General features: G+C 63.5%; 15 protein-coding genes, 2 tRNA genes, 3 rRNA genes and 5 pseudogenes. 14 read left to right on the top strand and 11 right to left on the bottom strand.

Going from position 1 to position 25230, the window contains the following annotated elements; genetic code table 11:
- Window positions 1-327 precede the first annotated feature (327 nt).
- The 7 genes from U5L98_RS13275 (at window position 328) to rlmM (ending at window position 7197) form a co-directional block, all read left to right on the top strand.
- Window positions 328-1865 (top strand): 16S ribosomal RNA (locus tag U5L98_RS13275).
- 76 nt (window positions 1866-1941) lie between these two features.
- Window positions 1942-2018, top strand: a tRNA-Ile gene (locus U5L98_RS13270).
- Window positions 2019-2023: 5 nt separating this feature from the next.
- A tRNA-Ala gene (locus tag U5L98_RS13265) sits at window positions 2024-2099 on the top strand.
- Window positions 2100-2481: 382 nt separating this feature from the next.
- A 23S ribosomal RNA gene (locus U5L98_RS13260) occupies window positions 2482-5397 on the top strand.
- A gap of 83 nt (window positions 5398-5480) precedes the next feature.
- Window positions 5481-5596 (top strand): 5S ribosomal RNA (gene rrf, locus U5L98_RS13255).
- Together the 16S, 23S and 5S rRNA genes with 2 tRNA genes alongside form the textbook arrangement of a ribosomal RNA operon.
- A gap of 108 nt (window positions 5597-5704) precedes the next feature.
- Window positions 5705-6133 (top strand): DUF2721 domain-containing protein, encoded by a 429-nt coding sequence (locus U5L98_RS13250; protein ID WP_322558745.1) that lies wholly within the window; start codon window positions 5705-5707, stop codon window positions 6131-6133.
- Window positions 6130-7197 carry a 23S rRNA (cytidine(2498)-2'-O)-methyltransferase RlmM gene (gene rlmM, locus U5L98_RS13245; protein ID WP_322558744.1) on the top strand — a complete coding sequence of 356 codons (1068 nt, stop codon included), beginning with the start codon at window positions 6130-6132 and terminating at the stop codon, window positions 7195-7197. Before U5L98_RS13250 ends, rlmM begins: the two co-directional genes overlap by 4 nt.
- A gap of 19 nt (window positions 7198-7216) precedes the next feature.
- Here the strand turns inward: rlmM and U5L98_RS13240 are convergent, their stop codons facing one another.
- Window positions 7217-7507: an antibiotic biosynthesis monooxygenase family protein gene (locus U5L98_RS13240; protein WP_322558743.1), complete on the bottom strand. Its 291-nt coding sequence runs from the start codon at window positions 7505-7507 to the stop codon at window positions 7217-7219.
- Window positions 7508-7548: 41 nt separating this feature from the next.
- On the opposite strand from U5L98_RS13240, the gene tusA reads away from it, so the two are divergent.
- A complete protein-coding gene (tusA, locus tag U5L98_RS13235) occupies window positions 7549-7800 on the top strand; it encodes a sulfurtransferase TusA (RefSeq protein ID WP_322558742.1) in 252 nt (83 codons plus the stop codon).
- Window positions 7801-7815: 15 nt separating this feature from the next.
- On the opposite strand, the gene U5L98_RS13230 is transcribed toward tusA, so the two are convergent.
- The 3 genes and pseudogenes from U5L98_RS13230 to U5L98_RS13220 form a co-directional block, all read right to left on the bottom strand.
- Entirely contained in the window at window positions 7816-8532 is a 717-nt protein-coding gene (locus tag U5L98_RS13230) for a hypothetical protein (RefSeq protein ID WP_322558741.1), read from the bottom strand.
- 71 nt (window positions 8533-8603) lie between these two features.
- The gene (locus tag U5L98_RS13225) at window positions 8604-9689 is read right to left on the bottom strand and encodes a DUF3080 family protein (protein ID WP_322558740.1); all 1086 of its coding nucleotides are present in this window, start codon (window positions 9687-9689) and stop codon (window positions 8604-8606) included.
- Window positions 9686-11148, bottom strand: a pseudogene (locus U5L98_RS13220) (MATE family efflux transporter). Before U5L98_RS13220 ends, U5L98_RS13225 begins: the two are co-directional and overlap by 4 nt.
- 137 nt (window positions 11149-11285) lie before the next feature.
- Here U5L98_RS13220 and U5L98_RS13215 point away from each other — a divergent pair.
- Window positions 11286-11862: pseudogene (locus U5L98_RS13215) on the top strand (elongation factor P hydroxylase).
- Between the two features lie 36 nt (window positions 11863-11898).
- Window positions 11899-14070: a thiamine pyrophosphate-dependent enzyme gene (locus tag U5L98_RS13210; protein ID WP_322558739.1), complete on the top strand. Its 2172-nt coding sequence runs from the start codon at window positions 11899-11901 to the stop codon at window positions 14068-14070.
- Window positions 14071-14086: 16 nt separating this feature from the next.
- Here U5L98_RS13210 and U5L98_RS13205 read toward each other — a convergent pair whose 3' ends face one another.
- Together U5L98_RS13205 and U5L98_RS13200 are read right to left on the bottom strand one after the other, a co-directional pair.
- Window positions 14087-14641, bottom strand: a complete 555-nt coding sequence (locus U5L98_RS13205) for a hypothetical protein (protein WP_322558738.1) — start codon at window positions 14639-14641, stop codon at window positions 14087-14089.
- Between the two features lies 1 nt (window position 14642).
- Window positions 14643-15530, bottom strand: a complete 888-nt coding sequence (locus tag U5L98_RS13200) for a TatD family hydrolase (protein ID WP_322558737.1) — start codon at window positions 15528-15530, stop codon at window positions 14643-14645.
- 100 nt (window positions 15531-15630) lie between these two features.
- Here U5L98_RS13200 and U5L98_RS13195 point away from each other — a divergent pair.
- Window positions 15631-17556 (top strand): annotated as a pseudogene (locus tag U5L98_RS13195) (ATP-binding cassette domain-containing protein).
- A gap of 94 nt (window positions 17557-17650) precedes the next feature.
- On the opposite strand, the gene U5L98_RS13190 reads toward U5L98_RS13195, so the two are convergent.
- The gene (locus U5L98_RS13190; protein WP_322558736.1) at window positions 17651-18106 is read right to left on the bottom strand and encodes a universal stress protein; all 456 of its coding nucleotides are present in this window, start codon (window positions 18104-18106) and stop codon (window positions 17651-17653) included.
- A 105-nt stretch (window positions 18107-18211) separates the two neighbouring features.
- Here U5L98_RS13190 and U5L98_RS13185 point away from each other — a divergent pair, with 105 nt between their 5' ends.
- Window positions 18212-18742, top strand: a complete 531-nt coding sequence (locus tag U5L98_RS13185; RefSeq protein WP_322558735.1) for a preprotein translocase subunit YajC — start codon at window positions 18212-18214, stop codon at window positions 18740-18742.
- Between the two features lie 3 nt (window positions 18743-18745).
- Here U5L98_RS13185 and slyA read toward each other — a convergent pair whose 3' ends face one another.
- The 3 genes from slyA to U5L98_RS13170 form a co-directional block, all read right to left on the bottom strand.
- Window positions 18746-19189, bottom strand: coding sequence for a transcriptional regulator SlyA (slyA, locus tag U5L98_RS13180; RefSeq protein ID WP_322558966.1), 444 nt, complete (start codon window positions 19187-19189; stop codon window positions 18746-18748).
- Between the two features lie 85 nt (window positions 19190-19274).
- Window positions 19275-19718, bottom strand: coding sequence for a DUF2914 domain-containing protein (locus U5L98_RS13175; protein ID WP_322558734.1), 444 nt, complete (start codon window positions 19716-19718; stop codon window positions 19275-19277).
- A gap of 13 nt (window positions 19719-19731) precedes the next feature.
- A complete protein-coding gene (locus tag U5L98_RS13170; protein WP_322558733.1) occupies window positions 19732-20619 on the bottom strand; it encodes a DUF5924 family protein in 888 nt (295 codons plus the stop codon).
- A 144-nt stretch (window positions 20620-20763) separates the two neighbouring features.
- Between U5L98_RS13170 and fadB the strand changes: the two genes are divergently transcribed.
- On the top strand, window positions 20764-22941 hold the full coding sequence (fadB, locus tag U5L98_RS13165) for a fatty acid oxidation complex subunit alpha FadB (RefSeq protein ID WP_322558732.1): 2178 nt from the start codon (window positions 20764-20766) through the stop codon (window positions 22939-22941).
- Window positions 22942-22992: 51 nt separating this feature from the next.
- Window positions 22993-24165 (top strand): annotated as a pseudogene (gene fadA, locus U5L98_RS13160) (acetyl-CoA C-acyltransferase FadA); the annotation flags it as partial.
- Between the two features lie 264 nt (window positions 24166-24429).
- Here fadA and U5L98_RS19045 read toward each other — a convergent pair.
- Window positions 24430-25047: pseudogene (locus U5L98_RS19045) on the bottom strand (TAXI family TRAP transporter solute-binding subunit); the annotation flags it as partial.
- Between the last annotated feature and the right edge of the window lie 183 nt (window positions 25048-25230).

Below are 25230 nucleotides of genomic sequence, written 5' to 3'. Positions count from 1 at the left end.
CACCTGGAACCGTTCTTCGGAACGCTTACAGGGTTGACACCGACAGCCGATCACGTAGAATACGCCTTCCTCGCAGGGCGCCGACGAGGCCGCCGCTTCCATTGATGCGGCCGAGCACGACGGCAACAGCGAGAGCTCCGCGCTTCATGTGAGCCCGGAGACGCTCTTTAACAATCGATCAGGTAATTCATGTGGGCGCTTGTCGGGATGTCGGTGACCAGTCACTGAAACATTCAAGGCAAGCGACTCGTCAAGGATCTTCGGATCCTAATTGAGAACGTTTGACCCTTGAGCCAAGTTTGGTGCTCTTAAGGCACTTATGATTTTAAACTGAAGAGTTTGATCATGGCTCAGATTGAACGCTGGCGGCAGGCCTAACACATGCAAGTCGAGCGGAAACGATGGAGCTTGCTCCAGGCGTCGAGCGGCGGACGGGTGAGTAATGCATAGGAATCTGCCCGGTAGTGGGGGATAACCTGGGGAAACCCAGGCTAATACCGCATACGTCCTACGGGAGAAAGCAGGGGATCTTCGGACCTTGCGCTATCGGATGAGCCTATGTCGGATTAGCTAGTTGGTGAGGTAACGGCTCACCAAGGCGACGATCCGTAGCTGGTCTGAGAGGATGATCAGCCACATCGGGACTGAGACACGGCCCGAACTCCTACGGGAGGCAGCAGTGGGGAATATTGGACAATGGGCGCAAGCCTGATCCAGCCATGCCGCGTGTGTGAAGAAGGCTTTCGGGTTGTAAAGCACTTTCAGTGAGGAAGAACGCCTTGGGGCCAATACCCCCAAGGAAGGACATCACTCACAGAAGAAGCACCGGCTAACTCCGTGCCAGCAGCCGCGGTAATACGGAGGGTGCGAGCGTTAATCGGAATTACTGGGCGTAAAGCGCGCGTAGGCGGCGTGATAAGCCGGTTGTGAAAGCCCCGGGCTCAACCTGGGAACGGCATCCGGAACTGTCAGGCTAGAGTGCAGGAGAGGAAGGTAGAATTCCCGGTGTAGCGGTGAAATGCGTAGAGATCGGGAGGAATACCAGTGGCGAAGGCGGCCTTCTGGACTGACACTGACGCTGAGGTGCGAAAGCGTGGGTAGCAAACAGGATTAGATACCCTGGTAGTCCACGCCGTAAACGATGTCGACTAGCCGTTGGGGTCCTAGAGACCTTTGTGGCGCAGTTAACGCGATAAGTCGACCGCCTGGGGAGTACGGCCGCAAGGTTAAAACTCAAATGAATTGACGGGGGCCCGCACAAGCGGTGGAGCATGTGGTTTAATTCGATGCAACGCGAAGAACCTTACCTACCCTTGACATCCTCGGAAGCCTGCAGAGATGCGGGTGTGCCTTCGGGAACCGAGTGACAGGTGCTGCATGGCTGTCGTCAGCTCGTGTTGTGAAATGTTGGGTTAAGTCCCGTAACGAGCGCAACCCTTGTCCCTATTTGCCAGCGATTCGGTCGGGAACTCTAGGGAGACTGCCGGTGACAAACCGGAGGAAGGTGGGGACGACGTCAAGTCATCATGGCCCTTACGGGTAGGGCTACACACGTGCTACAATGGCCGGTACAAAGGGATGCGAAGCCGCGAGGTGGAGCGAATCCCGAAAAGCCGGTCTCAGTCCGGATCGGAGTCTGCAACTCGACTCCGTGAAGTCGGAATCGCTAGTAATCGTGAATCAGAATGTCACGGTGAATACGTTCCCGGGCCTTGTACACACCGCCCGTCACACCATGGGAGTGGACTGCACCAGAAGTGGTTAGCTTAACCTTCGGGAGAGCGATCACCACGGTGTGGTTCATGACTGGGGTGAAGTCGTAACAAGGTAGCCGTAGGGGAACCTGCGGCTGGATCACCTCCTTAAACGACCAGTCCTCGCACCCGGCAAGTGTCCACAATGAATTACCTGATCGAACCAGAGCTGATAAGGCAGCTGTTTGGGTCTGTAGCTCAGTTGGTTAGAGCGCACCCCTGATAAGGGTGAGGTCGGCAGTTCAAGTCTGCCCAGACCCACCAAATTTGGGGCCATAGCTCAGCTGGGAGAGCGCCTGCCTTGCACGCAGGAGGTCAGCGGTTCGATCCCGCTTGGCTCCACCATCTTCCTTTTGGAAGCGCGGAGCTCAGCTGGAGAGCGCCTGCCCTTGCACCAGGAGGTCGCGCCGGGGTCGCGCACGACTTCGATCCCGCTAGGCTCCACCACACTTCAGCTGTAAGCGATAAGCCGTAAGCTGTAAGAAAAAGCCAACCCCACAACAGTCGACTGTTAAGCGTAAGCCTTAAGCTAGGCGCTGAAAACGTTATCTGCCGTCAGGCAGGTATTGCTTACAGCTTCCAGCTTAAAGCTTCCAGCTTTAAATGCTCTTTAACAATGTGAATCATGCTGACAAGTTTCTTCCGAGAGGAAGAGACACGAGATACGTTTCAAGCGTATCCGGCAATTGTCGATCGTCATCGCGGACCAGACCTCTTGGGGTTATATGGTCAAGCGATGAAGCGCATACGGTGGATGCCTAGGCAGCCAGAGGCGATGAAAGACGTGGAAGCCTGCGATAAGGCTCGGCGAGGTGGCAAACGACCTGTGACCCGGGCATGTCTGAATGGGGAAACCCACCCACGGTAACGTGGGTATCCTGCACTGAATCCATAGGTGTCAGGAGGCGAACCGGGGGAACTGAAACATCTCAGTACCCCGAGGAAAAGAAATCAACCGAGATTCCCCCAGTAGCGGCGAGCGAACGGGGAGCAGCCCTTAAGCAGGTGACTGATTAGGCGAATGAGCTGGGAAGCTCAACGAAACAGGGTGATAGTCCCGTAGCCGAAAATCTGATCCTGTGAAATCGAGTAGGTCGGGGCACGAGAAACCTTGACTGAAGACGGGGGGACCATCCTCCAAGGCTAAATACTCCTGGCTGACCGATAGTGAACCAGTACCGTGAGGGAAAGGCGAAAAGAACCCCGGAGAGGGGAGTGAAATAGATCCTGAAACCGTATGCGTACAAGCAGTGGGAGCATGCACGTCATGTGACCGCGTACCTTTTGTATAATGGGTCAGCGACTTATTTTCAGTGGCGAGCTTAACCGATTAGGGGAGGCGTAGCGAAAGCGAGTCTTAACTGGGCGACCAGTCGCTGGAAATAGACCCGAAACCGGGCGATCTATCCATGAGCAGGTTGAAGGTTGAGTAACATCAACTGGAGGACCGAACCAGGATCTGTTGAAAAAGATTTGGATGACTTGTGGATCGGAGTGAAAGGCTAATCAAGCCCGGAGATAGCTGGTTCTCCTCGAAAGCTATTTAGGTAGCGCCTCACGTAGCACCGCCGGGGGTAGAGCACTGTTTCGGCTAGGGGGTCATCCCGACTTACCAACCCGAGGCAAACTCCGAATACCGGTGAGTGACGCGTGGGAGACACACAGCGGGTGCTAACGTCCGTTGTGAAAAGGGAAACAACCCAGACCGTCAGCTAAGGTCCCGAAATCCTGGTTAAGTGGGAAACGATGTGGGAAGGCTCAGACAGCTAGGAGGTTGGCTTAGAAGCAGCCATCCTTTAAAGAAAGCGTAATAGCTCACTAGTCGAGTCGGCCTGCGCGGAAGATGTAACGGGGCTCAAACCAGGTACCGAAGCTACGGGTGCCGCATTAGCTATTCGCGTCGGAGAGTAGCTCGATGAGGCGCGGTCAGAGGAGCGTCGTGTACGCCGATGAAGGTGGATCGAGAGGTCTGCTGGAGGTATCACGAGTGCGAATGCTGACATGAGTAACGACAAGGGGCGTGAAAAACGCCCCCGCCGGAAGACCAAGGGTTTCTGTTCGACGCTAATCGGAGCAGAGTGAGTCGGCCCCTAAGGCGAGGCCGAAAGGCGTAGTCGATGGGAAACGGGTCAATATTCCCGTACCTCACTGTATTGCGATGGGGGGACGAAGAAGGCTAGGTGAGCCAGGCGTTGGTAGTCCTGGTGAAAGTCAGTAGGCTGGGGAATCAGGCAAATCCGGTTCCCCCAGGCCGAGAGACGAGACGAACAGCCCACGGGCTGGAAGTCATCGATGCCACGCTTCCAGGAAAAGCCTCTAAGCTTCAGATACAGTGGGACCGTACCCCAAACCGACACAGGTGGTCAGGTAGAGAATACCCAGGCGCTTGAGAGAACTCGGGTGAAGGAACTAGGCAAAATGGTGCCGTAACTTCGGGAGAAGGCACGCCGGACTAGGGTGACGGGCCTCGCGCCTCGAGCCTGAACCGGTCGAAGATACCAGGTGGCTGCAACTGTTTATTAAAAACACAGCACTCTGCAAACGCGCAAGCGGACGTATAGGGTGTGACGCCTGCCCGGTGCCGGAAGGTTAAGTGATGGTGTTAGCGCAAGCGAAGCTCCTGATCGAAGCCCCGGTAAACGGCGGCCGTAACTATAACGGTCCTAAGGTAGCGAAATTCCTTGTCGGGTAAGTTCCGACCTGCACGAATGGCGTAATGATGGCCACGCTGTCTCCACCCGAGACTCAGTGAAATTGAAATCGCAGTGAAGATGCTGTGTACCCGCGGCTAGACGGAAAGACCCCGTGAACCTTTACTATAGCTTCACACTGGACGCTGATGTTGCTTGTGTAGGATAGCTGGGAGGCTTGGAAACCCGGACGCCAGTTCGGGTGGAGCCAACCTTGAAATACCAGCCTGGCATCATTGGCGTTCTAACTCAGATCCGTGATCCGGATCGAGGACCGTGTGTGGTGGGTAGTTTGACTGGGGCGGTCTCCTCCCAAAGCGTAACGGAGGAGCACGAAGGTACCCTCAGCACGGTTGGAAATCGTGCATTGAGTGCAAGAGCATAAGGGTGCTTAACTGCGAGACAGACACGTCGAGCAGGTACGAAAGTAGGTTCTAGTGATCCGGTGGTTCTGTATGGAAGGGCCATCGCTCAACGGATAAAAGGTACTCCGGGGATAACAGGCTGATACCGCCCAAGAGTTCACATCGACGGCGGTGTTTGGCACCTCGATGTCGGCTCATCACATCCTGGGGCTGAAGTCGGTCCCAAGGGTATGGCTGTTCGCCATTTAAAGTGGTACGCGAGCTGGGTTTAGAACGTCGTGAGACAGTTCGGTCCCTATCTGCCGTGGGCGTTGGATGTTTGAGAAGGGCTGCTCCTAGTACGAGAGGACCGGAGTGGACGCACCTCTGGTGTTCCGGTTGTCACGCCAGTGGCATTGCCGGGTAGCTATGTGCGGACGGGATAACCGCTGAAAGCATCTAAGCGGGAAGCCCCCTTCAAGATGAGACATCCCCGAGGCCTCGAGCCTCCTGAAGGGCCCAGCGAGACCAGCTGGTTGATAGGCCGGGTGTGGAAGCGCTGCAAGGCGTTGAGCTAACCGGTACTAATGGCCCGTGAGGCTTGACCATATAACACCCAAGCGGTCTGCCGATGGCGACCGACAGCCGGATACGACGAAACGTATCAGCTCAGCATGATTCACCGCTTTTCGCCTGACGACCATAGCGTGCGGGAACCACCTGATCCCTTGCCGAACTCAGCAGTGAAACCGCTCAGCGCCGATGGTAGTGTGGGGTCTCCCCATGCGAGAGTAGGTCATCGTCAGGCACCTATCCGAGAAACCCCGAGTTCGAAAGAGCTCGGGGTTTTTCATGGGCGGCCCATGAAAGTGGCAGCTGTTATCATGGCGTTACGAATCACAATCGGAGATCGTTCGTGACGCTGACCACGCCGGCCCTGCTCTTTCCGGCCATCTCGCTGCTGTTGCTGGCCTATACCAACCGTTTCCTGGTACTCGCGCAGTTGATCCGCAAGCTGGCGGACGAGGAACGCGATCGTCATCAGCCCGGCACCGCGCGACAGATCGTGTTGCTGCGTCGGCGTATCTCCCTGACCAAGCGCATGCAGGTGGCGGGTGTGCTGAGTTTCCTGCTCTGTACACTGTCGATGTTCGCGCTCTTCCTGTCGCTGGAACTGCTGGGCATGCTGCTCTTCGGTGTGAGCCTGGTGACCCTGTCCATTTCGCTGATCTACTCGCTCTGGGAGGTGACCATTTCTACCAATGCGCTCAATGTCCAGTTGCAGGATATCGAGGACCTGCGCAATCGCACGCTCCCGGATGCGTCCGAGGAGACTGGCCGATGACGGTTCCCGGTGAGCTGTTGCTCTATTGTCGTTCGGGGTTCGAGCCGGATCTGGCGGCAGAGCTCGCGGACAAGGTCATGGCCCTGGGCTGGCATGGAGAAACCGACGTCAGCCCAGACGCCGGTTTCGTGCGCTTCATTGTTGCGGGCGATGCGCCAGCCAATGCGCTGCATCGGGCATTGCCGCTGTCCAGCCTGGTATTTGCCCGACAGAGCCTGCTCGCCCTACCGCCGCTCTTGCTCCCCCGCGAGGATCGCTTGACACCCATCATCGAGCAGGTCGTGGCGAGTGGCTGGAGCTTCGAGTCGGTGTGGCAGGAAACACCGGATACCAACGACGCCAAGGCCCTCGCTGGCCTGATCAAGGCACTCAAGCGGCCGCTGGAGTCGCTGCTCAAGAAACGGGGCGCCCTGCGGCGCAAGGCCGGCGGCCGCCGTCTTCACCTGCTATGGAGTGACGGAGATCGCGTCCAACTGGGCATGAGCTTTCCCGGCAATCGCAGTGAACTCCCTGGAGGAATTCGCCGGCTGCGCTTTCCTCACCGCGCGCCGAGTCGTTCCACCCTCAAGCTGGAGGAGGCCTGGCACGAGTTTATACCGCGAGATGATTGGGACGAACGGCTGGGGGAGGGCATGCAAGCAGCCGACCTTGGCGCCGCTCCCGGTGGCTGGACCTGGCAGCTGGTGCAGCGCGGCATGCATGTCTATGCCATCGATAACGGCCCCATGGACAAGGGACTGATGGCCACGGGGCTGGTGGAGCACCTGCGCGAGGACGGCTTCGTCTGGGAGCCGCCCTGCCGGCTCGACTGGCTGGTTTGCGATATCGTCGACAAGCCATCGCGCGTGATGTCGATGGTCCAGCGCTGGCTGGTGCGGCGCTGGTGCCGGGAGGCGGTGTTCAACCTGAAGCTGCCCATGAAGCGCCGCTGGCAGGAAGTCTCCCGCTGCCTTTCGGGCCTCGAGTCGGCACTCGCCGAGGCCGGCGTACGAGCCAAGGTGGCGTGTCGCCACCTCTACCATGATCGAGAGGAGGTGACGGTACATGTGCGGATCCTGGACTGATACGGACGGGCCCGCGCGGTCAATGGGATGTCGGTTCGTAGATGCGGATACGCTCCTCCTCGGTCAGCAGTGGCAGTAGACTCTGCATGACTCGGGCGCGTGTCTCGCTTTGGTACCATTCCTTCCAGGCGCGCATGTCGCGCCACTTGGTGATCATCAGACGTCGATCGCTGTGGCCAAGCTCGACGAGACTCTCGCCGCCGATGAAGCCACGCGCGCCGAGAGAATGGCGCATGGCCTCCCGGGCGGCCGCCTCGTATTCTTCCTCCAGGCCGGGCATGATACGACGTTCGATAATGATCTTGATCATCCGTTACTCCCTTATTTTTCTTTCCCCCAACGAGGTCATAGATGGTTGATTCCGCGGATTCCCTGCCGGTCTGTGATGCGCAGCTCGATACCACCGGGCTTTATTGTCCCGAACCGATCATGCTGATGCACAACAAGGTGCGTGACATGCACACGGGGGAGGTGCTCAAGGTAATCGCCAGCGACCCAGCCACGACGAGAGACATCCCCAAGTTCTGCAGTTTCCTCGGGCATGAGCTCCTGCGTCAGCAGGAAGACGACGGCAGTTACCTCTATTTTATCCGTCTCGGCTGAGTCGCGACCAGCCTGTCATCGGGTTGATGTGTCAACGTCACTGTCGGGCATGACCATCAGGGCCAGCGCTTCCAGGGTGGTGGGATCCTCGTGCCGAATGCGGTTGGCGATCTGCCGCTGGAAGAAGTAGACCACTCGGTGGCGGCTGTGGCCGGGATAGAGGCAGGGATCGCTGGGCAGGATTGGAGTGGTCTCGATGAGACAATCGTCGGCGAGTAGCGCCTCCACCGTGCCATCGCTGTAGAGACGCCAGCCGAAGACCTGCTTCAGCTGCCAGGGAGCATCGTCCTCATCCATGCACAGGGCATGGGTTCCCTGGGTCTCGGGCAGCTGCTGGATCAGTGTAGTCTCGTCGGTCTCTTCGTAATCGAAGTAGGCGGCGGCGTGCTCCAGCTCCAGCACCTTGTGCTCGGGTGCCTCCTCGAAGAGTTCCTCGGTTTCCGGGTCACGATAGCCGATGAAGTGTCCGTGCTCGGCGTCATCCAGGCGATGGCAGGGCGTCAAAGCCTCCATCCAGGGCACCAGGCCAACGACCTCGCCATTTTCCTGGAGTCCCCAGGCCAGCAGTGGCATGCCGTACAGGGTGTCGGCATCCGAAGCGAGCCGATAGACCATCTCCAGATTGTCCAGCTCGGGTGAAAGACGAACCAACCGGCGTCGGGCCAGTTGACGTTTGCGCATGGCCTCGAGATCGATGACCCGGGCGGAGCGGGGTGACTGCGGGATTCCCATGATGTCCCTCCAAGTGCTGCGTGGTCACGACTTCGGCCTGGTAGGCAGCGCACTGCGTCACTGTTACTTCATCAATAGCACAGAGTGATTGCCGAGGTTAAGTCCCGGTGGCTCATCGGCAGTGACGAGCAAGGCGATTGCGCAGTGCAGCGTGGCGATCGAGGCTCGCCGTGAAGGCCGGCAGGGGAGCCTCGGGGTCGGTGAGCGACAGCCAGCGTCGACGATAGTCGGCCACTGCCGGTGGAGGGCGTCACATGCACCTCGAGGAGGGCGTCGATGGCCCCGAGCCAGTGCCGGGCGGCGCGTTCGAGGTCGTTCAGCCATGTCATCAGCCGGGTTGCCTCGGACGAGTCGGCCAGGCGCTCGGGCGCCCCGCGACAGGCTTTCCCGTCCTCGTGTTCCAGAACTCCTTCGATCAGTGTCGAAGCCTCGGCAAGTCGCTGCTTGGCCAGCAGCAGGGTGCGCAGCAGTTCGGCGGAGAGCGGGCGCTCCTGCAGGGTCTTGAGGTGACCTTCCAGGGTGGCCGAATCGGGAACCCAGGCCCTGTCGAACTGGTGCAAGGTTGCCTCGCGCAAGTAGCCCAGGGCGGTACTGCGCGGCTCGACCTCGTCGAAGTCATCGGGAGAGAGGGGAGAGCTCGCTCGGGAGAAGTTCTTGACCCACTCCTCGGAAGCGAACAGAGCGTTCCAGCTGACCTGCGGTAGCTGATCGGTCTTGGTCTCGGTCAGGTGAGCCAGACGTTCACGACTGTCATCGGAGAGGGACTCCGGTACGTCGCCGTTCCAGCAGCCGCTCAGCCTGCGCCACAGTTGGAGCTCGTACAGCCAGCGTTGGCTGGGGGCCGCCACCTTGCCGAGCTGGTTGTTACGCCCCGCCACCAGGTTGGCGATATGACACTTGCGCAACGCATAGATATCGAGCATGCCCTCCCGGGTCTCGGCAATCTCGAACAGCCGCTGGTCGCGTTCGGGGAAGGCACGCGATGTTGTCCGGAGTTGAGCGCGGTGGCGCCTCGAGCGAGAGTGTCTCGGCGAGGCGGAGCTGGTAGCCGCGCAGCAGGGTCTCGCTGTCCCCCTCGCCGCAGCCGACCAGCAGCAGTAACAGCATCCCTGCCAGCCCCCGAACTCCGTGGCGGCAGGCTGTACGGCCGAAGTCACTCGGCAGGAATTTCGATCTGTCCATGGGTCGTCGCCTTGCTGATGCGCCTGAGCCGCTCCCCCAGCAGCAGCGCTGCGATGGTCAGGCCGCCAACCAGGCCGATCCAGTAACCGTGCACGCCCATCGGGTCGATCCACCCGAACAGACCTTGCGCTCCCAGCCAGTGACCGCCGCCCAGCCCCACCAGCCAATAAGCCAGCAGGGTGATCAGCATGATGATCCGAGTGTCCTTATAACCGCGCAAGGCCCCGGCCAGATTGACCTGCAGGGAGTCGGATACCTGGAAGATCATCGCCAGCCCGACCAGCGTCAAGGTCAAGCGCTGCACCTCACTGTCATGAGTATAAAGCCCGATCACCGGCTCGGCAGTAATCCACAGCAACAAACTGTTGAGCCCCGCCACGGCCAGTGCCACCAGGATGCCGTTCCAGGCCACCAGCCGAGCGTCATCGTGGCGGCCCTGGCCCAGGGTGTTGCCCACGCGCACGGTCAGCGCCATCCCCAGGGAGAGCGGCAGCATGAAGAGTATCGAGGTGTAGTTGAGGGCCACCTGGTGGGCTGCAACGGTCACCTCGCCGAGGCTGGCGATGAACAGCGCGATCAAGGTGAACAGCGTCACCTCGACGAAGATCGCCACGCCGATGGGAACGCCCACATAAAGCAGCTCGAGGATCAGCGGCCAACGCGGGAGCGTCGGAGAGTGCCAGAGCGCGATATCGCCGTAGGCCCGAGAGCGGCGGGTGTAGGCAATCATCGCCAGGCACATCACCCACATGGAGAGCGCCGTGGCAATGCCGCAGCCAAGCGCCCCCAGGGCGGGCAGGCCTTGCAGGATATCGGGTAACCCCTCGCCGAACAGTCCCGTCAGCCCTTCGCCACCGTAGATCAGTATGAAATTGCTGGGGATGTTGACGCCGAGTCCGATCAGGCTGATCCACAGCGACGGGCGAGTATGGTTCATGCCGTCCGAGAAGGCGCGTAGCGCCTGAAAAGGGCCACCCCGGGCATGCCGAACGCCACGGCGGCCAGATAAGCAGCGGCGCGCCTGGCGACCTCCTCCGGCACCGCCATCAGGCGAAAGACCGGCATGACCGCACTCCACATCAGCACCGCGGCGGCCACTCCCAGGGCCAGGGCGATCCATAGCGCCTGATGCACGCTGGGACGAATCCCCGCCGTGCGGCCACCCCCCAGCAATTGCGCGACAATCGGCGTCAGCCCCATCAGGGTGCCGGTCATGAACAGCATCAGCGGCATCCACAGGCTGGAGCCCACCGAGACCGCCGCCAGGTCGGTAGCGCTGAGTCGTCCGGTCATCATCACGTCGGCGACGCTCATGCCGGCCTGGGCCAGCTGGGCCCCGCAGATGGGCAGTGCCAGGCGCAGTAGCGGCCGCGTTTCCTTGCGGCTGGTGGCCAGCAGGCGTGAGGAGAACGAGGCCAAGGCAAGAAGCTCCATGCGTATCGAGGTGAAGGCGGTATCGCCGGTAACGTGGCCAACGCCGGCAGGCCGCCCAGTGTATCAGGGGGCAGTGATTTTCGCTGTGTCCGGCCTTGCCCCTATAATGGCGCCCTTTATGCCTACCTGGAGCCTGCGTGAGCCACCGACTCGAGGATGTGATGGCCTTGTTCGACGGCCTTTTCCTGCCCCGCTACCGGACCCGCCTGGTGCGCGGCGGCGATGAACCGCTCTACCTGCCGGCGGACGAGGCCTCTCCCTGGTCATCGGGTGATCTTCGCCCGCGGCTTCTATGCCAGCGCCCTGCATGAAGTCAGCCACTGGTGCATTGCCGGCGCCCGTCGGCGTGAGTTCGAGGACTACGGCTACTGGTACCTGCCCGACGGCCGCGATGCCGGCCAGCAGCGCGACTTCGAGGCGGTGGAGGTGGCGCCTCAGGCGCTGGAGCTGCTCTTCTCTCGGGCCTGCGACCGGCCCTTCCGGGTCAGCATCGATAACCTGGGCGAGGTGGAGGTCGACCGCGAGGGCTTCCAGGCGCGAGTCGAGGCGCGCGCCGAACGCTACTTGCGTGAGGGCCTGCCGGGCCGGGCGGCGGCTTTCCGGCAGGCGCTGGTGGCCTTCTACCAGGAGGGTGCCAGCCTCGAGCAGGCCGTGGCGGCCGGGCAATGTTGGCTCGAGTCGGCAGGTTCGCGGCCCCACGAGGCGATCGACTAGGCTGAAGGGCATTGTCCAGCCGACCGGAGACCGACCGTGGCCGAACCCCTGCCTCAGGAACGCCGCTTCCTTGCCGCCCTGAATGACGACAGCTGGCCCGAGCTGGAACATCAGCGCTCCCTCGAGTCAGCCGGGCTCGACCCTGAGGCGCTCGTCGAGCTCTTCGAGTCTCAACTGACCAGCCGTCAGCTCGATCTCCACGCCCGGCGGCTCCAGGCACGGGGCGAGGGCTTCTATACCATCGGCAGTGCCGGCCATGAGGGCAACGCCGCCATCGCTCGCGCCTTCCGGCCCACTGATCCCGCCTTCCTGCACTATCGTGATGCGGCCTTCATGATCCAGCGCAGCCGTGCTGTGCCAGGCCAGACGCCGATCCGCGACCTGCTGCTGAGCTTCGCAGCCTCGGCCGAGGATCCGATCTCCGGCGGTCGCCACAAGGTGCTGGGTTCCAGAACGCTCAACATCCCGCCCCAGACCAGCACCATCGCCTCCCATCTGCCCAAGGCGGTCGGGACGGCGCACAGCCTGGGCCTGTGGCGTCGCCTTGGGGGTGGCGGCGAGTGGCCGTCGGACAGCGTGGTTCTCTGCAGCTTCGGGGATGCCTCCTTCAACCATTCCACCGCTCAGGGTGCCCTCAATGCAGCGGGCTGGGCCGCCTGGCAGGGTGCCCCCATGCCGCTGGTGATGGTCTGCGAGGACAACGGCATCGGCATCTCCATGCCCACGCCGGCCGGCTGGATCGCCGCCAGCATGCGTGCCCGTCCCGGCTTCCACTATCTCGCCTGTGACGGCCTCGACCTGCTGGACACTTGGCAGGTCGCCCGCGAGGCCGCGCACATCGCCCGCACCCATCGCCAGCCGGTGTTCCTCCATATGCACTGTGTGCGCCTGTTCGGTCATGCCGGCTCCGATGCCCAGCAGGCCTACCTGCCGGCCGCGCGTATCGAGGCCGACGAGGCCCGCGACCCATTGCTGGTCAGTGCCGGCCTGCTGCGCCGTCACGGCATTCTCTCCGTGGAGGAGATCGCCGAGCGTTACCGGGCGATCGGCGAGCGGGTGGCACGGGAGGCCGAGGCTGTGATCCGGCTACCGAAGCTGGAGAGCGCCGAGCAGGTCATGGCGAGCATCGTGCCGCCGTCGCGTCCTGGTCGGCAGCGAGCCTGGCAGGGAGAAAGCGACCCGAGCCCGGCCCCCATGGCGAAGCTGATCAGCCAGGCGCTGCAGCGGCTGATGACCTGCTATCCGCACCTGGTGATGGCTGGCGAGGACATCGGCCGCAAGGGCGGAGTCTACGGGGTCACCCAGCGGCTCCAGGCGCAGTTTGGTCCGCACCGGGTGATCGATACGCTGCTCGACGAGCAGAGCATCCTGGGACTGGGCATCGGGCTGGCGCAGAGCGGCCTGGTGCCCATCCTGGAGATCCAGTTTCTCGCCTACCTGCACAACGCCGAGGATCAACTGCGCGGCGAGGCCGCCACGCTGAGCTTCTTCTCCGATGGCCAGTACACCAACCCGATGGTGGTGCGCATCGCCGGGCTCGGCTACCAGAAGGGCTTCGGCGGCCACTTCCACAACGACAATGCCATTGCCGTGCTGCGCGATATTCCCGGGCTGCTGGTGGCTTGCCCGTCAAACGGGGCCGAGGCGGTGGGGCTGCTGCAGGAGGCGGTTCGCCTGGCCGACGAGGAGCAGCGCGTTGTGGTGCTCCTCGAGCCCATCGCCCGTTACCATGCCCGTGACCTGCTGGAGGAGGGGGATGATCGCGGATGCTGCGTTGATCCTGGGCCGAACTACCGCCTGCCAGTGGGTGAGCTCGGCCAATGGGGAGAGGGACGCGACCTGGCCATCGTCAGCTACGGTAACGGGGTCCACCTGTCACGGCAGGCGGCTGTCCGCCTTGAGGAAGAGGGCATCGCGCTGCGCCTCATCGACCTGCGCTGGCTGACGGCTATCGATCACGATGCGCTCCATCGTCGGGTAACCGACTGTTCGGGCATCCTGGTGGTGGACGAATGCCGGCGGTCGGGCTCGCTTAGCGAGGAGCTGATCACCGGCCTGGTCGAGCGCGGCGTGGCGGGTGAGCGCCTGGCACGGCTGACCGCCGAGGACAGTTTCATTGCCCTGGGGCCGGCCGCCACGGTCACGCTGCCCTCGGTGGCGGGCATCGTCGAGCGGGCCCTGGCGCTGCTGGGGCGGTCGGGGGCGTAGTTGCCACGGGGCCCGCTCAGTCGTCGGCGTCGTCGCCGTCCAGCAGACGGCCATCGAAGGGGGTGGCCTCGGGGGGCGTGACGCCGGGGGCGAGGCGCTGGTGGAGATTGAGCATCACCGCCACCTCGTGCTCGGGGCGTAGTGGCTCGAGTCCCAGTTCACCGAACAGCTCGCCCCGGGCTCGGGCCCAGTCGCCGGGCTCGAGCTCATCGTAGAGGCTCTCCGCCGGGGCCAGTTCGACGAAGGGGTCGAGGCCGTAGGTGTCGAACAGCTGCGAGATCGCCGCCTCATCGTCACTCACGCCGGCCGTATAGAGCGTCGCGCTGAAATGGTCATTCTCGAGCTCGCGGATGACGTCCAGGGGGCTCACTCCCATGCTGTTGAGTTCCTCCAGGCTGTACTCGCCCAGCGAAACCATCTCGTTATCCAGCCAGTCGTCGTCCGGCTGGATCAGGGTATGCTTGACCCGCCCGTCGGGCAGCGTCCAGGCGATGGCCAGCGGCAAGCCGCCGTCCTCGCCGGTCTCGACGGCGATGAAGCCGGGAATCTCGTTGCTCTCGGGGCCGGCCATGTCAGGACTCCTCATGTTGGTTGGCGTGGCGTGTCTCGCCCGCCGGCAGGCGGAAGAAGGCGAGCGCGGTCGCGGTGGTGGCACGGGCCAGCTCGGCCTCGTCCATGCCCCGCCAGTGGGCTATCTCCCGCACGATCCAGGGCAGCAGCGCCGGTTCGTGGCGTCTGCCCTTGAGTTTGGCAGGTAAATTGCGCGGCAGCAGGTACGGGCAGTCGGTTTCCACCATCAGCCGGTCCAGGGGGATCTCGCCGACCAGTTCGCGCAGGTGGTGGCCGCGACGCTCGTCGCACAGCCAGCCGGTCAGGCCGATGTGCAGGTCCAGGTCCCGGTAGCCATAAAGGGTCTCGCGGTCGGCGGTGAAGCAGTGGATTACCGCATCGGTGATATCGTCGCGCCAGGCGTGCAGCATCTCGCGCATGCGTCGCCCGGCGTCCCGTTCATGGATAAAAAGCGGCTTGCCGCTCTCCGCCGCCAGGCCTAGCTGGGCCTCGAAGGCGCGCTCCTGCTCGGTGGGGGTGGAAAAGTTGCGGTTGAAGTCCAGGCCGCACTCGCCCACCGCCACCACCTCGGGCTGGCGGTGCAGGTCGCGCATCGCCCGCGCCAGCGCCGGATCCCACTGGCTGGCGTCATGGGGGTGCACCCCGGCTGTGGCGAAGAGTCCCGGGTGGCGACGCGCCAGTTCCACGGCCTGTTCGGCGTGCTCGCGGTCGGTGCCGGTGAGGATCAGGGTGGTGACGTTGGCTGCCCGGGCGCGGGTCAGCACCGCCGGCAGGTCCCGGGCGAAACTCTCGTGGGTCAGGTTGGCGCCGATGTCCACCAGCGGGGCGGGCGAGGTGAAGCGCAGGGCCTCGGGCAGGACGTCGTCGAAGGTGTCGGTCGGGGCAGCCAAGGCGGAACTCCTTCAGGAAACAGGCGCGCATTGTACCCGTCGCCACGCCGGGCCGGCCATGCGTTACACTAGCGCCCTCAATGAATGAAGAGGTGAGCGCGTGACCCTGCTACGTCTGGAACAGCTGCAACTGGCCTACGGTAACCAGGTACTGCTCGACGGTGCCGACCTGGTGCTGGAAAAGGGCGAGCGCCTCGCCCTGGTGGGGCGCAACGGCACCGGCAAGTCGACCCTGCTCAAGCTGGTGGCCGGCGAGATCCAGGCCGACGGCGGCAACATCTGGCGGGCGCCGGGATTGAAGATCGGCGTGCTTGCCCAGGAGCTGCCGGATGCCACTGGCCAGACCATCTTCGACGTGGTCGCCCAGGGCCTCCCCGAGGCCGGTGAACTGCTCTCCGAGTATCACCACCTGATCCACGACGAGGACCCGGACATGCGACGCATGGCCGAACTGCAGACGCGGATCGAGGCGATCGACGGCTGGTCCTTCCACCAGCGCATCGACGTGGTGCTGACCCGGCTCGGGCTGCCTGCCGACGCCGAGATGGCGGCGCTCTCCGGTGGCTGGCGGCGCCGCGTGGCGCTGGCCCGGGCGCTGGTCGCCGAGCCAGATCTGCTGCTGCTGGACGAGCCCACCAACCACCTGGACCTCGACACCATCGCCTGGTTGGAAGAGCAGCTGCTGGACTTCAATGGCGCCGTGCTCTTCATCACCCACGACCGGGCCTTCCTCTCGAAGCTCGCCACGGCGATCCTCGAACTCGACCGCGGGCGCCTGGGCCGCTACCCCGGGGATTATGCCGCCTACCAGGAGCAGAAGAACCACGAGCTGGAAGTCGAGGCTCGTGAAGCACGCCGAGTTCGACAAGAAGCTCGCTCAGGAGGAGGCCTGGATCCGCCAGGGCATCAAGGCGCGGCGCACCCGCAACGAGGGCCGGGTGAGGGCGCTGGAGCAGCTGCGCCGGGAGCGCAGCGAGCGTCGCGAACGCCAGGGCAAGGCCTCGCTCGCCGTCGACAGTGGCGGGCGCAGCGGCAAGCGGGTGGTGAGCCTCGAGCACGTCACCCAGCGCTTCGGCGAAGAGGTGGTGATCGACGACCTGACCCTGGAGATTCAGCGCGGTGACCGCATCGGCTTCATCGGCCGTAACGGTGCCGGCAAGACGACGCTGCTCAAGATTCTGCTCGGAGAGCTCGAGCCGACCGAAGGCAAGGTGCAGTTCGGGACCAAGCTGCAGGTCGCCTACTTCGACCAGCTGCGTGCCGGGCTGGAGCCGGAGAAGAGCGTCTACGACAACGTGGCTCAGGGCAGCGATCGCATCGCCGTGGGCGGTCGCGACCGTCATGTGATGAGCTACCTGCAGGACTTCCTGTTCACCCCCGAGCGGGTGCGCCAACCGGTCAAGGCGCTCTCGGGCGGGGAGTCCAACCGCCTGCTGCTGGCCAAGCTGTTCACTCAGCCGGCCAATGTCCTGGTGCTGGACGAGCCGACCAACGATCTCGACGTCGAGACCCTGGAACTGCTCGAGGAATTGCTGCTCAACTTCGATGGCACCCTGCTGCTGGTCTCCCACGATCGTGCCTTCATGGACAACGTGGTGACCAGCGTACTGGCCTTCGAGGGTCAGGGTCGGGTACGCGAATACGTGGGCGGCTACAGCGACTGGGTGCGCCAGGGGGTCGGCTGCCGCCGGCGCCCTGGGAAGGGGCGGCGCGCCAGCATGTCGAACCCACGGCCCCGGTGGCGAGCGACGCTCCGGCATCGACCAAGGCAGGTGCTACCCCCGCGAGCCGGCCGGCAAAGCTTTCCTACAAGCTGCAGCGGGAGCTCGACGGCCTGCCGGGCGAGATAGAACGTCTCGAGGAGGAGGTGGCCGCCTACGAGGCTCAGGTGGGCGATCCGGGGTTTTATCAGCAGGATGCCGATACCGTCTCGGCGACCCTGCAGTCGCTGAACGATACCCAGGCCACGCTGGAAGCGGCCATGGAGCGGTGGATGGAGCTCGAGGCGATGGCCGCCGGCGAGTGACAACGCGGCGATTCAGTGGCGTTTCGCTGGCGTCGGGTCTGAAACCCCAAGGGCGCCTTTTGGGCGCCCTTGGGGAGGAGTAAGGCGCGACTCGTTACTCTTCAGTCTCCTCGCCCTTGGCGCCCACCCGCACCGCCAGCACGTCGCACCGAGCACCGTGCAGCACGCCGGTGGAGGTGGAGCCGAGCAGCAGGGCAAAGCCGTGGCGTCCGTGGGAGCCGACCACGATCAGGTCGACGTCTTGCTCCTCGGCGAAGCGGTGGATTTCGGTGTCGGGCATGCCCACCACCACGTGCTGGTTCTCGCTGGGCACATGGGTGTCGGCGATCTCGGCCAGGCGCTGTTTGGCATGTTCGTCGAGCTGGTCCTGGATGCTGGTGAGGTCCATGGGGATATCGCCGCCGTAGGCGAAGCCCAGCGGCTCCAGGGTGTGCATGATGGATAGCTTGGCCTGGTTGCGGTCGGCGATCTGCATCGCCCGCTCCAGCACCTTGTAGGAGTCCTTGGTCAGGTCGACGGCGACCAGGACATGACGATATTCGTTGCTCATGATGTGACTCTCCGTACAGCGTCCAGCGTGTTGGGGACGCTTCCACTCTAGGATGCCTCGCATGACAAGACAACGAATTGCATCAAGATTCACGAGGAGAACGGCATGGCCTGGGTGATCATTTTTATCGCGGTGATGCTGGTGATTTCACCGGTGCTCTGGCTCAAGCCGAACCCTCGCCAGAAGCGGGTGGCGCAGATGCGCACGGCCATGAGCCGGGCAGGCGTCACCGTTAAGTTGGACAAGCCACCGTTTCACGAAGCCAGGGGGGTCATGCCCCACTACCGCTGGCCCTATCCGCCCCAGCAGCCAGGGCCTGATTTCACGCTGGTGCGAGACGTCGAGGCAGGCCCGGCGCTGAAGCCGTTTCGACATGGCTGGTACTGGCGCTTCGAACCGCTGCGACCGTTGCCAGAAGCGGCCGAAGCACCGCTCGAGGCTTTACTGACCCGCCTACCCCTGGATGCCAAGGTGCTGGAATCGAACAGGGCGGCTCTCGGTCTCTGGTGGTGGGAGTCACAGGATGCCGAGCGCTTTTCCAGCTACCTGGAGGATTTCGCGGCCCTGCGCGATGCCCTGGCCGGGCATCCCGATCAGCCGGGGAAGGAGCGGCCCCTGGACGGGCCGCGCGGCTGAAGATTATGACTCTACGTCTTCGCAGGCCTGGATCGCCAGGCCGTTCTCCTCGATGCGCGACAGCAGGCTCGCCAGCTGCTCGACCTCTGCGTCGTCGAGACCTGCCAGCATCTCGCCGCGCGCCTGGCTGACTACCGCGTCGATCTGTTCCAGCAGCGGCGTGGCCTCGGGGGTCAAGAATATTCGTTTGGTGCGGCGGTCCGTATCGCAGCCGCGCCGCTCGACCAGTCCCTGCTCGGCGAGCTGGTCCGGGCGCGGGCCAGGTTGAACAGGCAGGCGCTCGACGCCGATGAACACGGCCCAGGTCGCAATCCAGGTTGGCCGTCGCCCGAGGCGCCAGAGGTGATAGAGGGTGATCCAGCGGGTCTGGGTCAGGCCCAGCGGCGCCAGGCGCCGGTCGATGACGGCGCGCCACAGGCGTGGCACGCGGGAAAGCTGGAAGCCGATGTTCTGGCGGCATGGGCTCTGTGCATCCGGGAGAAGCCTCCTGGGATTGTCTGGAACCGTCCGCCGCGGAACGCAAGCAGGCTTATCATTGGATTCCTCCTGGCCTCGCCCGCCATACCTGCCCGTCTCTTCGATCTCCTCGGTCTCTTTGATCTCCTTGGTCCTCCCACTCCTCGTCTTCCACCTCGTCCTCCACTCCTCGTCTCGGTCTCGCCATCCTTTCCGGCTGCTCCGTCGGAGGCCGATTCGGGCCGAGGCAGCAGTTCACGCAGACGTCCGCCGGGGAGCGCCCAGGGGCGCTCGATCCTGCCGTCGGCCCAGGGTGGCCTGCCTGAGCGTCGTCACTCACTCGCTGAAGCGACAGCATTCCGATCCGCCGGCCGCGATCGGTCATCACGTCGATGCGCCATTCGCCTGGCGTGTCCTCGGGAAAGTTCTGCTTGTGGCTCCAGGATCGGTAACCGGCTTCGCGTCCTCCCTGGATCTCCAGCGGGATGCGGTCGACTTCTTCACCGTCCTGTCGCCACACATGTACAACGTCCTCACGCAGGCCGCGGGGGGCAGCTGGATTGCCGCCGAAGGCACAAAGCCCCTCGCTGGTCAGCGCGGACGGGGTCAGGCGCGTGCTGCCGATGGGGGTTCTGGCCTGGGTATCGAAGCCCCGGAGGTAGGGCGCTGCCCGAAGATCCCGCAGGCTGGCGGGTGGCACCCAGGCGCGACCCACCCAGGCCACCTCCGGCCAGCAGTGGCAGCAGCGCCAACATCGCCAGCCAGCGTGAGGGGGTCATCGGCCGTAGCAGGTGCATCAGGCTCGGTAGGCTGAAAAGCGCCATGGCACCGATGGCCAGCAGCAGGCTCTGGCCGGTGGTCAGGTGCAGCAGGGTCGGCAAGGTGACCAGCACCACCAGGAACACGCACTGCGCATGGAAGGCGAAGTAGAGCCAGCGCTGCCGTTCGGCCAGCCGGTAATAGAGCGGGTCGAGGATCGACAGCAGCGCCATGGCCATGATCAGCAGGGTGAAGAGCGCCTGGCCGCTGTGCCATACCGTGGTGGCGAGCAGAAAGGGCAGGGTGAAGAACAGCGTTTCCTGGTGGATCAGTTGGGCGATGAAGGTGGTCACACCACGCGGCAGGGCCGGGTAGCCACGCCGGGCCAGTAATCGGCCGATCAGGCTCTCGGAAAGCAGCAGCACCCAGGCCAGCAACATGCCCAGTGCCAGCATCGCGCCCAGCCACTGCTGGCGTTCCACCAGGAAGAAGCTTCCCAGGCCGGCGGCCAGGGCCATCGGTGGCCACAGCCAGCTCCAGGGCCGCACGAGCTCCACCAGCCGTTCGATGCGAGCCTGCCAGGCGCTGAGGCGCGGCGATTGCTTGCCGACGGCAGCTGTCGCGGAGGGCTGGGGCGAATCCGTCGAGGGTTCTCGGTTCATCCGTCGAGTCTAACAGCCGGGGTCCCGTTGGGGTGAGTGGCCCTGGACGTGCCATGCTGTTGGCAGGGCTTGACGTTCGGTCTCGGCTGCACCAAGCTGACAAAAATCAAACGGCCGTATGAATTCCTGCATGGAGGTTCCTGGATGATCTATCAAGGCAATGCCATCACGGTGGCTCGTGGTCTCAAGGACGGGAGCGATGCCATTGCCACGCTCACCTTCGATCTGAAGGACGAGTCCGTCAACAAACTCTCCAGCGCCGTTGTCGCGGAGCTTGGGGAGGCCGTCTCGGCCATCCGGGCCGAAAGTGGTCTCGAGGGCCTGATGATCTGCAGCGCCAAGGAAGCGTTCATCGTCGGCGCCGACATCACCGAGTTCCAAGCTATGTTCGAGCAGGGAGCGGAGCAGATCGAGAACTTTCTCGAGCGGGTGCATGGCATCTTCAATGCCATAGAGGATCTGCCGTTCCCCACCGTCACCGCCATCAATGGCCTGGCCCTCGGTGGGGGCTGCGAGATCACCCTGGCCACGGACTTTCGCGTCATGGCCGAGTCAGCGAAGATCGGCCTGCCCGAGACCAAGCTGGGCATCCTGCCGGGCTGGGGTGGCTGCGTGCGACTGCCGCGACTCATCGGTGCCGACAACGCCATCGAATGGATCGCCGGTGGCACCGAGAACCGCGCCGACGCTGCACTCAGCATGGGGGCGGTGGATGCCGTGGTGCCTGGCGAGCAGCTGGAAGCCGCGGCAAACGACATCCTGGCCCGCGCTCAGGCGGGCGAACTCGATTACCAGGCCCGCCGCGCAGAGAAGACAGGCCCCTTGGGCCTCGGGCCTATCGAGCAGATGATGGCCTTCGAGACCGCCAAGGGCTATGTGGCCGGTAAGGCGGGTCCGCACTACCCGGCACCCATCGAGGCCATCAAGGTCATTCAGAAGGGCGCCGGCGAGTCGAGAGCCCGTGCTCAGGCCATCGAAGCCAAGGCCTTCGCCAAGCTGGCGCTCTCCGATGTCGCCTTCAATCTGGTTGGCCTGTTCATGAACGACCAGGTGGTCAAGAAGAAGGGGGGTCATTACGAGAAGCAGGCGCGGCCCGTCAAGCAGGCGGCGGTGCTGGGTGCCGGCATCATGGGGGGCGGCATCGCCTACCAGAGCGCCTCCAAGGACACGCCGATCCTGATGAAGGACATCAAGGCAGAAGCCGTCGAGCTTGGCCTGAAGGAGGCGCGCAAGCTATTCGCCAAGCAGGTGGAGCGGGGCAAGTTCTCCACCGAGCAGATGGCCGAGAGACTCACCAACATCCGCTCGACTCTCTCCTACGGTGACTTTGAGCATGTCGATCTGGTGGTCGAAGCGGTGGTCGAGAACCCCAAGATCAAGGGCAAGGTGCTGGCCGAAGTGGAAGAGGCGGTCGGCGATGAGGCCATCCTCACCACCAACACCTCGACCATCTCCATTACCCGCCTGGCCGAGAATCTCAAGCGGCCGGAGAACTTCTGCGGCATGCACTTCTTCAACCCGGTGCATCGCATGCCGCTGGTGGAGGTGATCCGCGGCGAAAAGACCGGTGATGCCGCCGTGGCGGCCACCGTGGCCTACGCCCGCGCCATGGGCAAGACGCCCATCGTGGTCAACGATTGCCCCGGCTTTCTGGTCAACCGTGTGCTGTTCCCCTACTTCGGCGGCTTCAACTTCCTGCTGGAAAAGGGCGCCGACTTCCAGCGCATCGACAAGGTGATGGAGAAGTTCGGCTGGCCCATGGGCCCCGCCTACCTGCTCGACGTGGTGGGTATTGATATCGCCGTGCATGCCGGTGAGGTGATGGCGGAAGGCTTCCCTGAGCGCCTGGCACAGGATGGCAAGAGCGCCGTCCAGTTGATGTTCGACAACGACCGCCTGGGGCAGAAGAACGACAAGGGCTTCTACGCCTATGAAGAGGACAGGAAGGGCAAGCCGAAGAAGGTCAATGACGACGACGCTTATGCGCTGGTCAAGCAGGTGGTCAAGGAGCAGAAGGAGCTCTCGGACGACGACATCATCGCCCGCATGATGGTGCCGCTGTGCCTGGAAGCCGTGCGCTGCCTGGAGGACGGTATCGTCGGCACTGTTGCCGAGGCCGACATGGCGCTGATCTACGGCATCGGCTTCCCGCCGTTTCGAGGCGGCGCGCTGCGCTATATCGATGCCATGGGTGTCGATGCCTTCGTCGAGCTGGCCGAGGGCCTGGCCGAGGAACTCGGCCCGCTCTATGCGCCCACCGAAAAGTTGCGCGAGATGGCCAGCGCCGGCGAGCGATTCTATCCCCGCCAGGCCAAGGGCTGAGCCCGCCACCCAACGGTCAGGACGTTCCGGACATTATTTAAGGAGTTATCGATGAGCTTGAATCCGAGAGACGTGGTGGTGGTCGACTGTGCCCGTTCCGCCATGGCCAAGGCAAGGCAGGGCGCCTTCCGCCACGTGCGCGCTGAAAACCTCTCCGCCGCCGTGATGCAGGCGCTGTTCGACCGCAACCCAGGGCTCGACCCGACCGAGGTCGACGACGTGATCTGGGGCTGCGTCAACCAGACCCTCGAGCAGGGCATGAACGTTGCTCGCAATGCCGCGATCCTTACCGGCATCCCCCACAGCGTGCCGGCCCAGACGGTCAACCGCCTGTGCGGCTCGTCGATGAGTGCGCTGCATATCGCCGCCGCCAACATCCGGGCCGGCATGGGTGAGTTCTATATCGTCGGCGGCGTGGAGCACATGGAGCACGTGGGCATGACCCACGGCGTCGACGTCAACCCCGCGGCCAGCAAGCACGTGGCCAAGGCCGCCATGATGATGGGGCTGACCGCCGAGCTGCTAGGCAAGATGCACGGCATCTCGCGCCAGGATCAGGACGCCTTCGGCGTGCGGTCGCATCAGCGTGCCCAGGCGGCGATGGAGAACGGCGGCTTCGACCGAGAGATCATCGGCATCGAGGGTCATGACGCCAACGGTTTCCGGGTCCGGGTCGACCGCGACGAGGTAATTCGTGATGATGCCAGCCTGGAAAAAATGGCCGAGCTCAAGCCGGCCTTCGATCCCCGCGGTGGCACCGTGACCGCCGGCACGTCCTCGGCGCTCTCGGTGGGGGCGGCCGGCATGGCAGTAATGAGCTACGAGCATGCCAGGGCACTGGGCCTCGAGCCCATCGCCCGGGTGCTCTCCACCGGCGTGGCCGGCTGTGATGCCTCCATAATGGGCTACGGCCCGGTGCCGGCCTCGAAGAAGGCGCTGAAGACGGCAGGCCTGACCATCGACGACATCCAGACCGTGGAGCTCAACGAGGCCTTTGCCGCCCAGTCGTTGCCGGTGCTCAAGGATCTGGGCCTGCACGACGACATGGACGACAAGGTCAATCTCCATGGTGGTGCCATTGCGCTGGGCCATCCATTGGGCTGCTCCGGTGCGCGCATCATCACTACCCTGCTCAACGTGATGCAGGAGCGTGATACCACCCTGGGCCTGGCGACCATGTGCATTGGCATGGGGCAGGGCGTGGCCACGGTTTTTGAACGCCTCAGTGACACGCTCGGTCTGATCATCCTCGCGGTAATAAGCAGAACGGCACCCCTCGGGGTGCCGTTCTGCGTTGCACGCGCGGTGTTCAGTCAAGCACTGTCGCGCCGCGCGCGGCCAGGCGGCGCTGCTCGTTGCGTTCGTGCACCATGCCTTCCGCCTCGATCCATCCCTGTTCGCGGTAGTAGCGCAGCGCGCCCTCATGGAGGGGGCGCTGAGCCCGTCACGGATCATCGTCTGGGCCGTCAGTTGGCCGAGGGCCGGATGAGTCGCCTTGAAGCGCAAGAAATCAGCGAAGACGCTCGCGACCAGCTGGTAGACCAGGTCGGGATCGGTGTCTGCCGTGGCGACCAGGGTAGCCTTGACCCCGAAGGTGCGCACCGCCGGCTGGTCCGGGCCGTAGAGCCCACCGGGAATCGAGGCTCGCGTGAAATAGGGGTAAGCGTTCACCAGCAGGTCGACGAACTCGCCCTGCACGTCGACGATTGCGGCATTGCACAGCCGGATGGCCTGGGCCACCGAGGCATTGGGGTGGCCCACGGTGTAGACCATGGCATCGATGTTGCCGTGGCAGAGCTCCATAGACTGCTGGTCGACCGGCAGGTCATGAATCAGACGGAAGTCACTGCGGCTCCAGCCTCGGGCATCCATCAACCTCAGCATGGTGCTGCGTTGCCCGGAGCCCGGATTGCCGATGTTAACCGAGCGTTGCTGCAGGTTGTTGAAGCTCTGGATTCCGGAGTCGCGGCGCACTACCAGGGTGAAAGGTTCGCTGTGCAGCGAGAACACCGCGCGAAGGCCTTCGTCTGGCCCATCCTTGCGGAATCCCTCGATGCCCTGGGTGGCATAGTGCTGAAGGTCCGACTGGACAATGGCCAGCTTCATTTCGCCACTTCGCAGGGCCGCAGGTTGGCACTGGAGCCGTTACTTGGCTGGGCCCGGCAGGGCGTCTCGACAACTCTGCACAGCGCGCGACCGACCACATGGTAGACGCCGGAGGGGCTGGCAGTGGCAATGACGAGCGGGTCGTCAGCCTGGGCTGACAATGGGTTCCAGAGGAACAGGCTG

Source organism: Halomonas sp. (assembly GCF_034520545.1).
Lineage (GTDB): Bacteria > Pseudomonadota > Gammaproteobacteria > Pseudomonadales > Halomonadaceae > Halomonas.
This window is presented reverse-complemented; position numbering and strand designations above follow the sequence as displayed.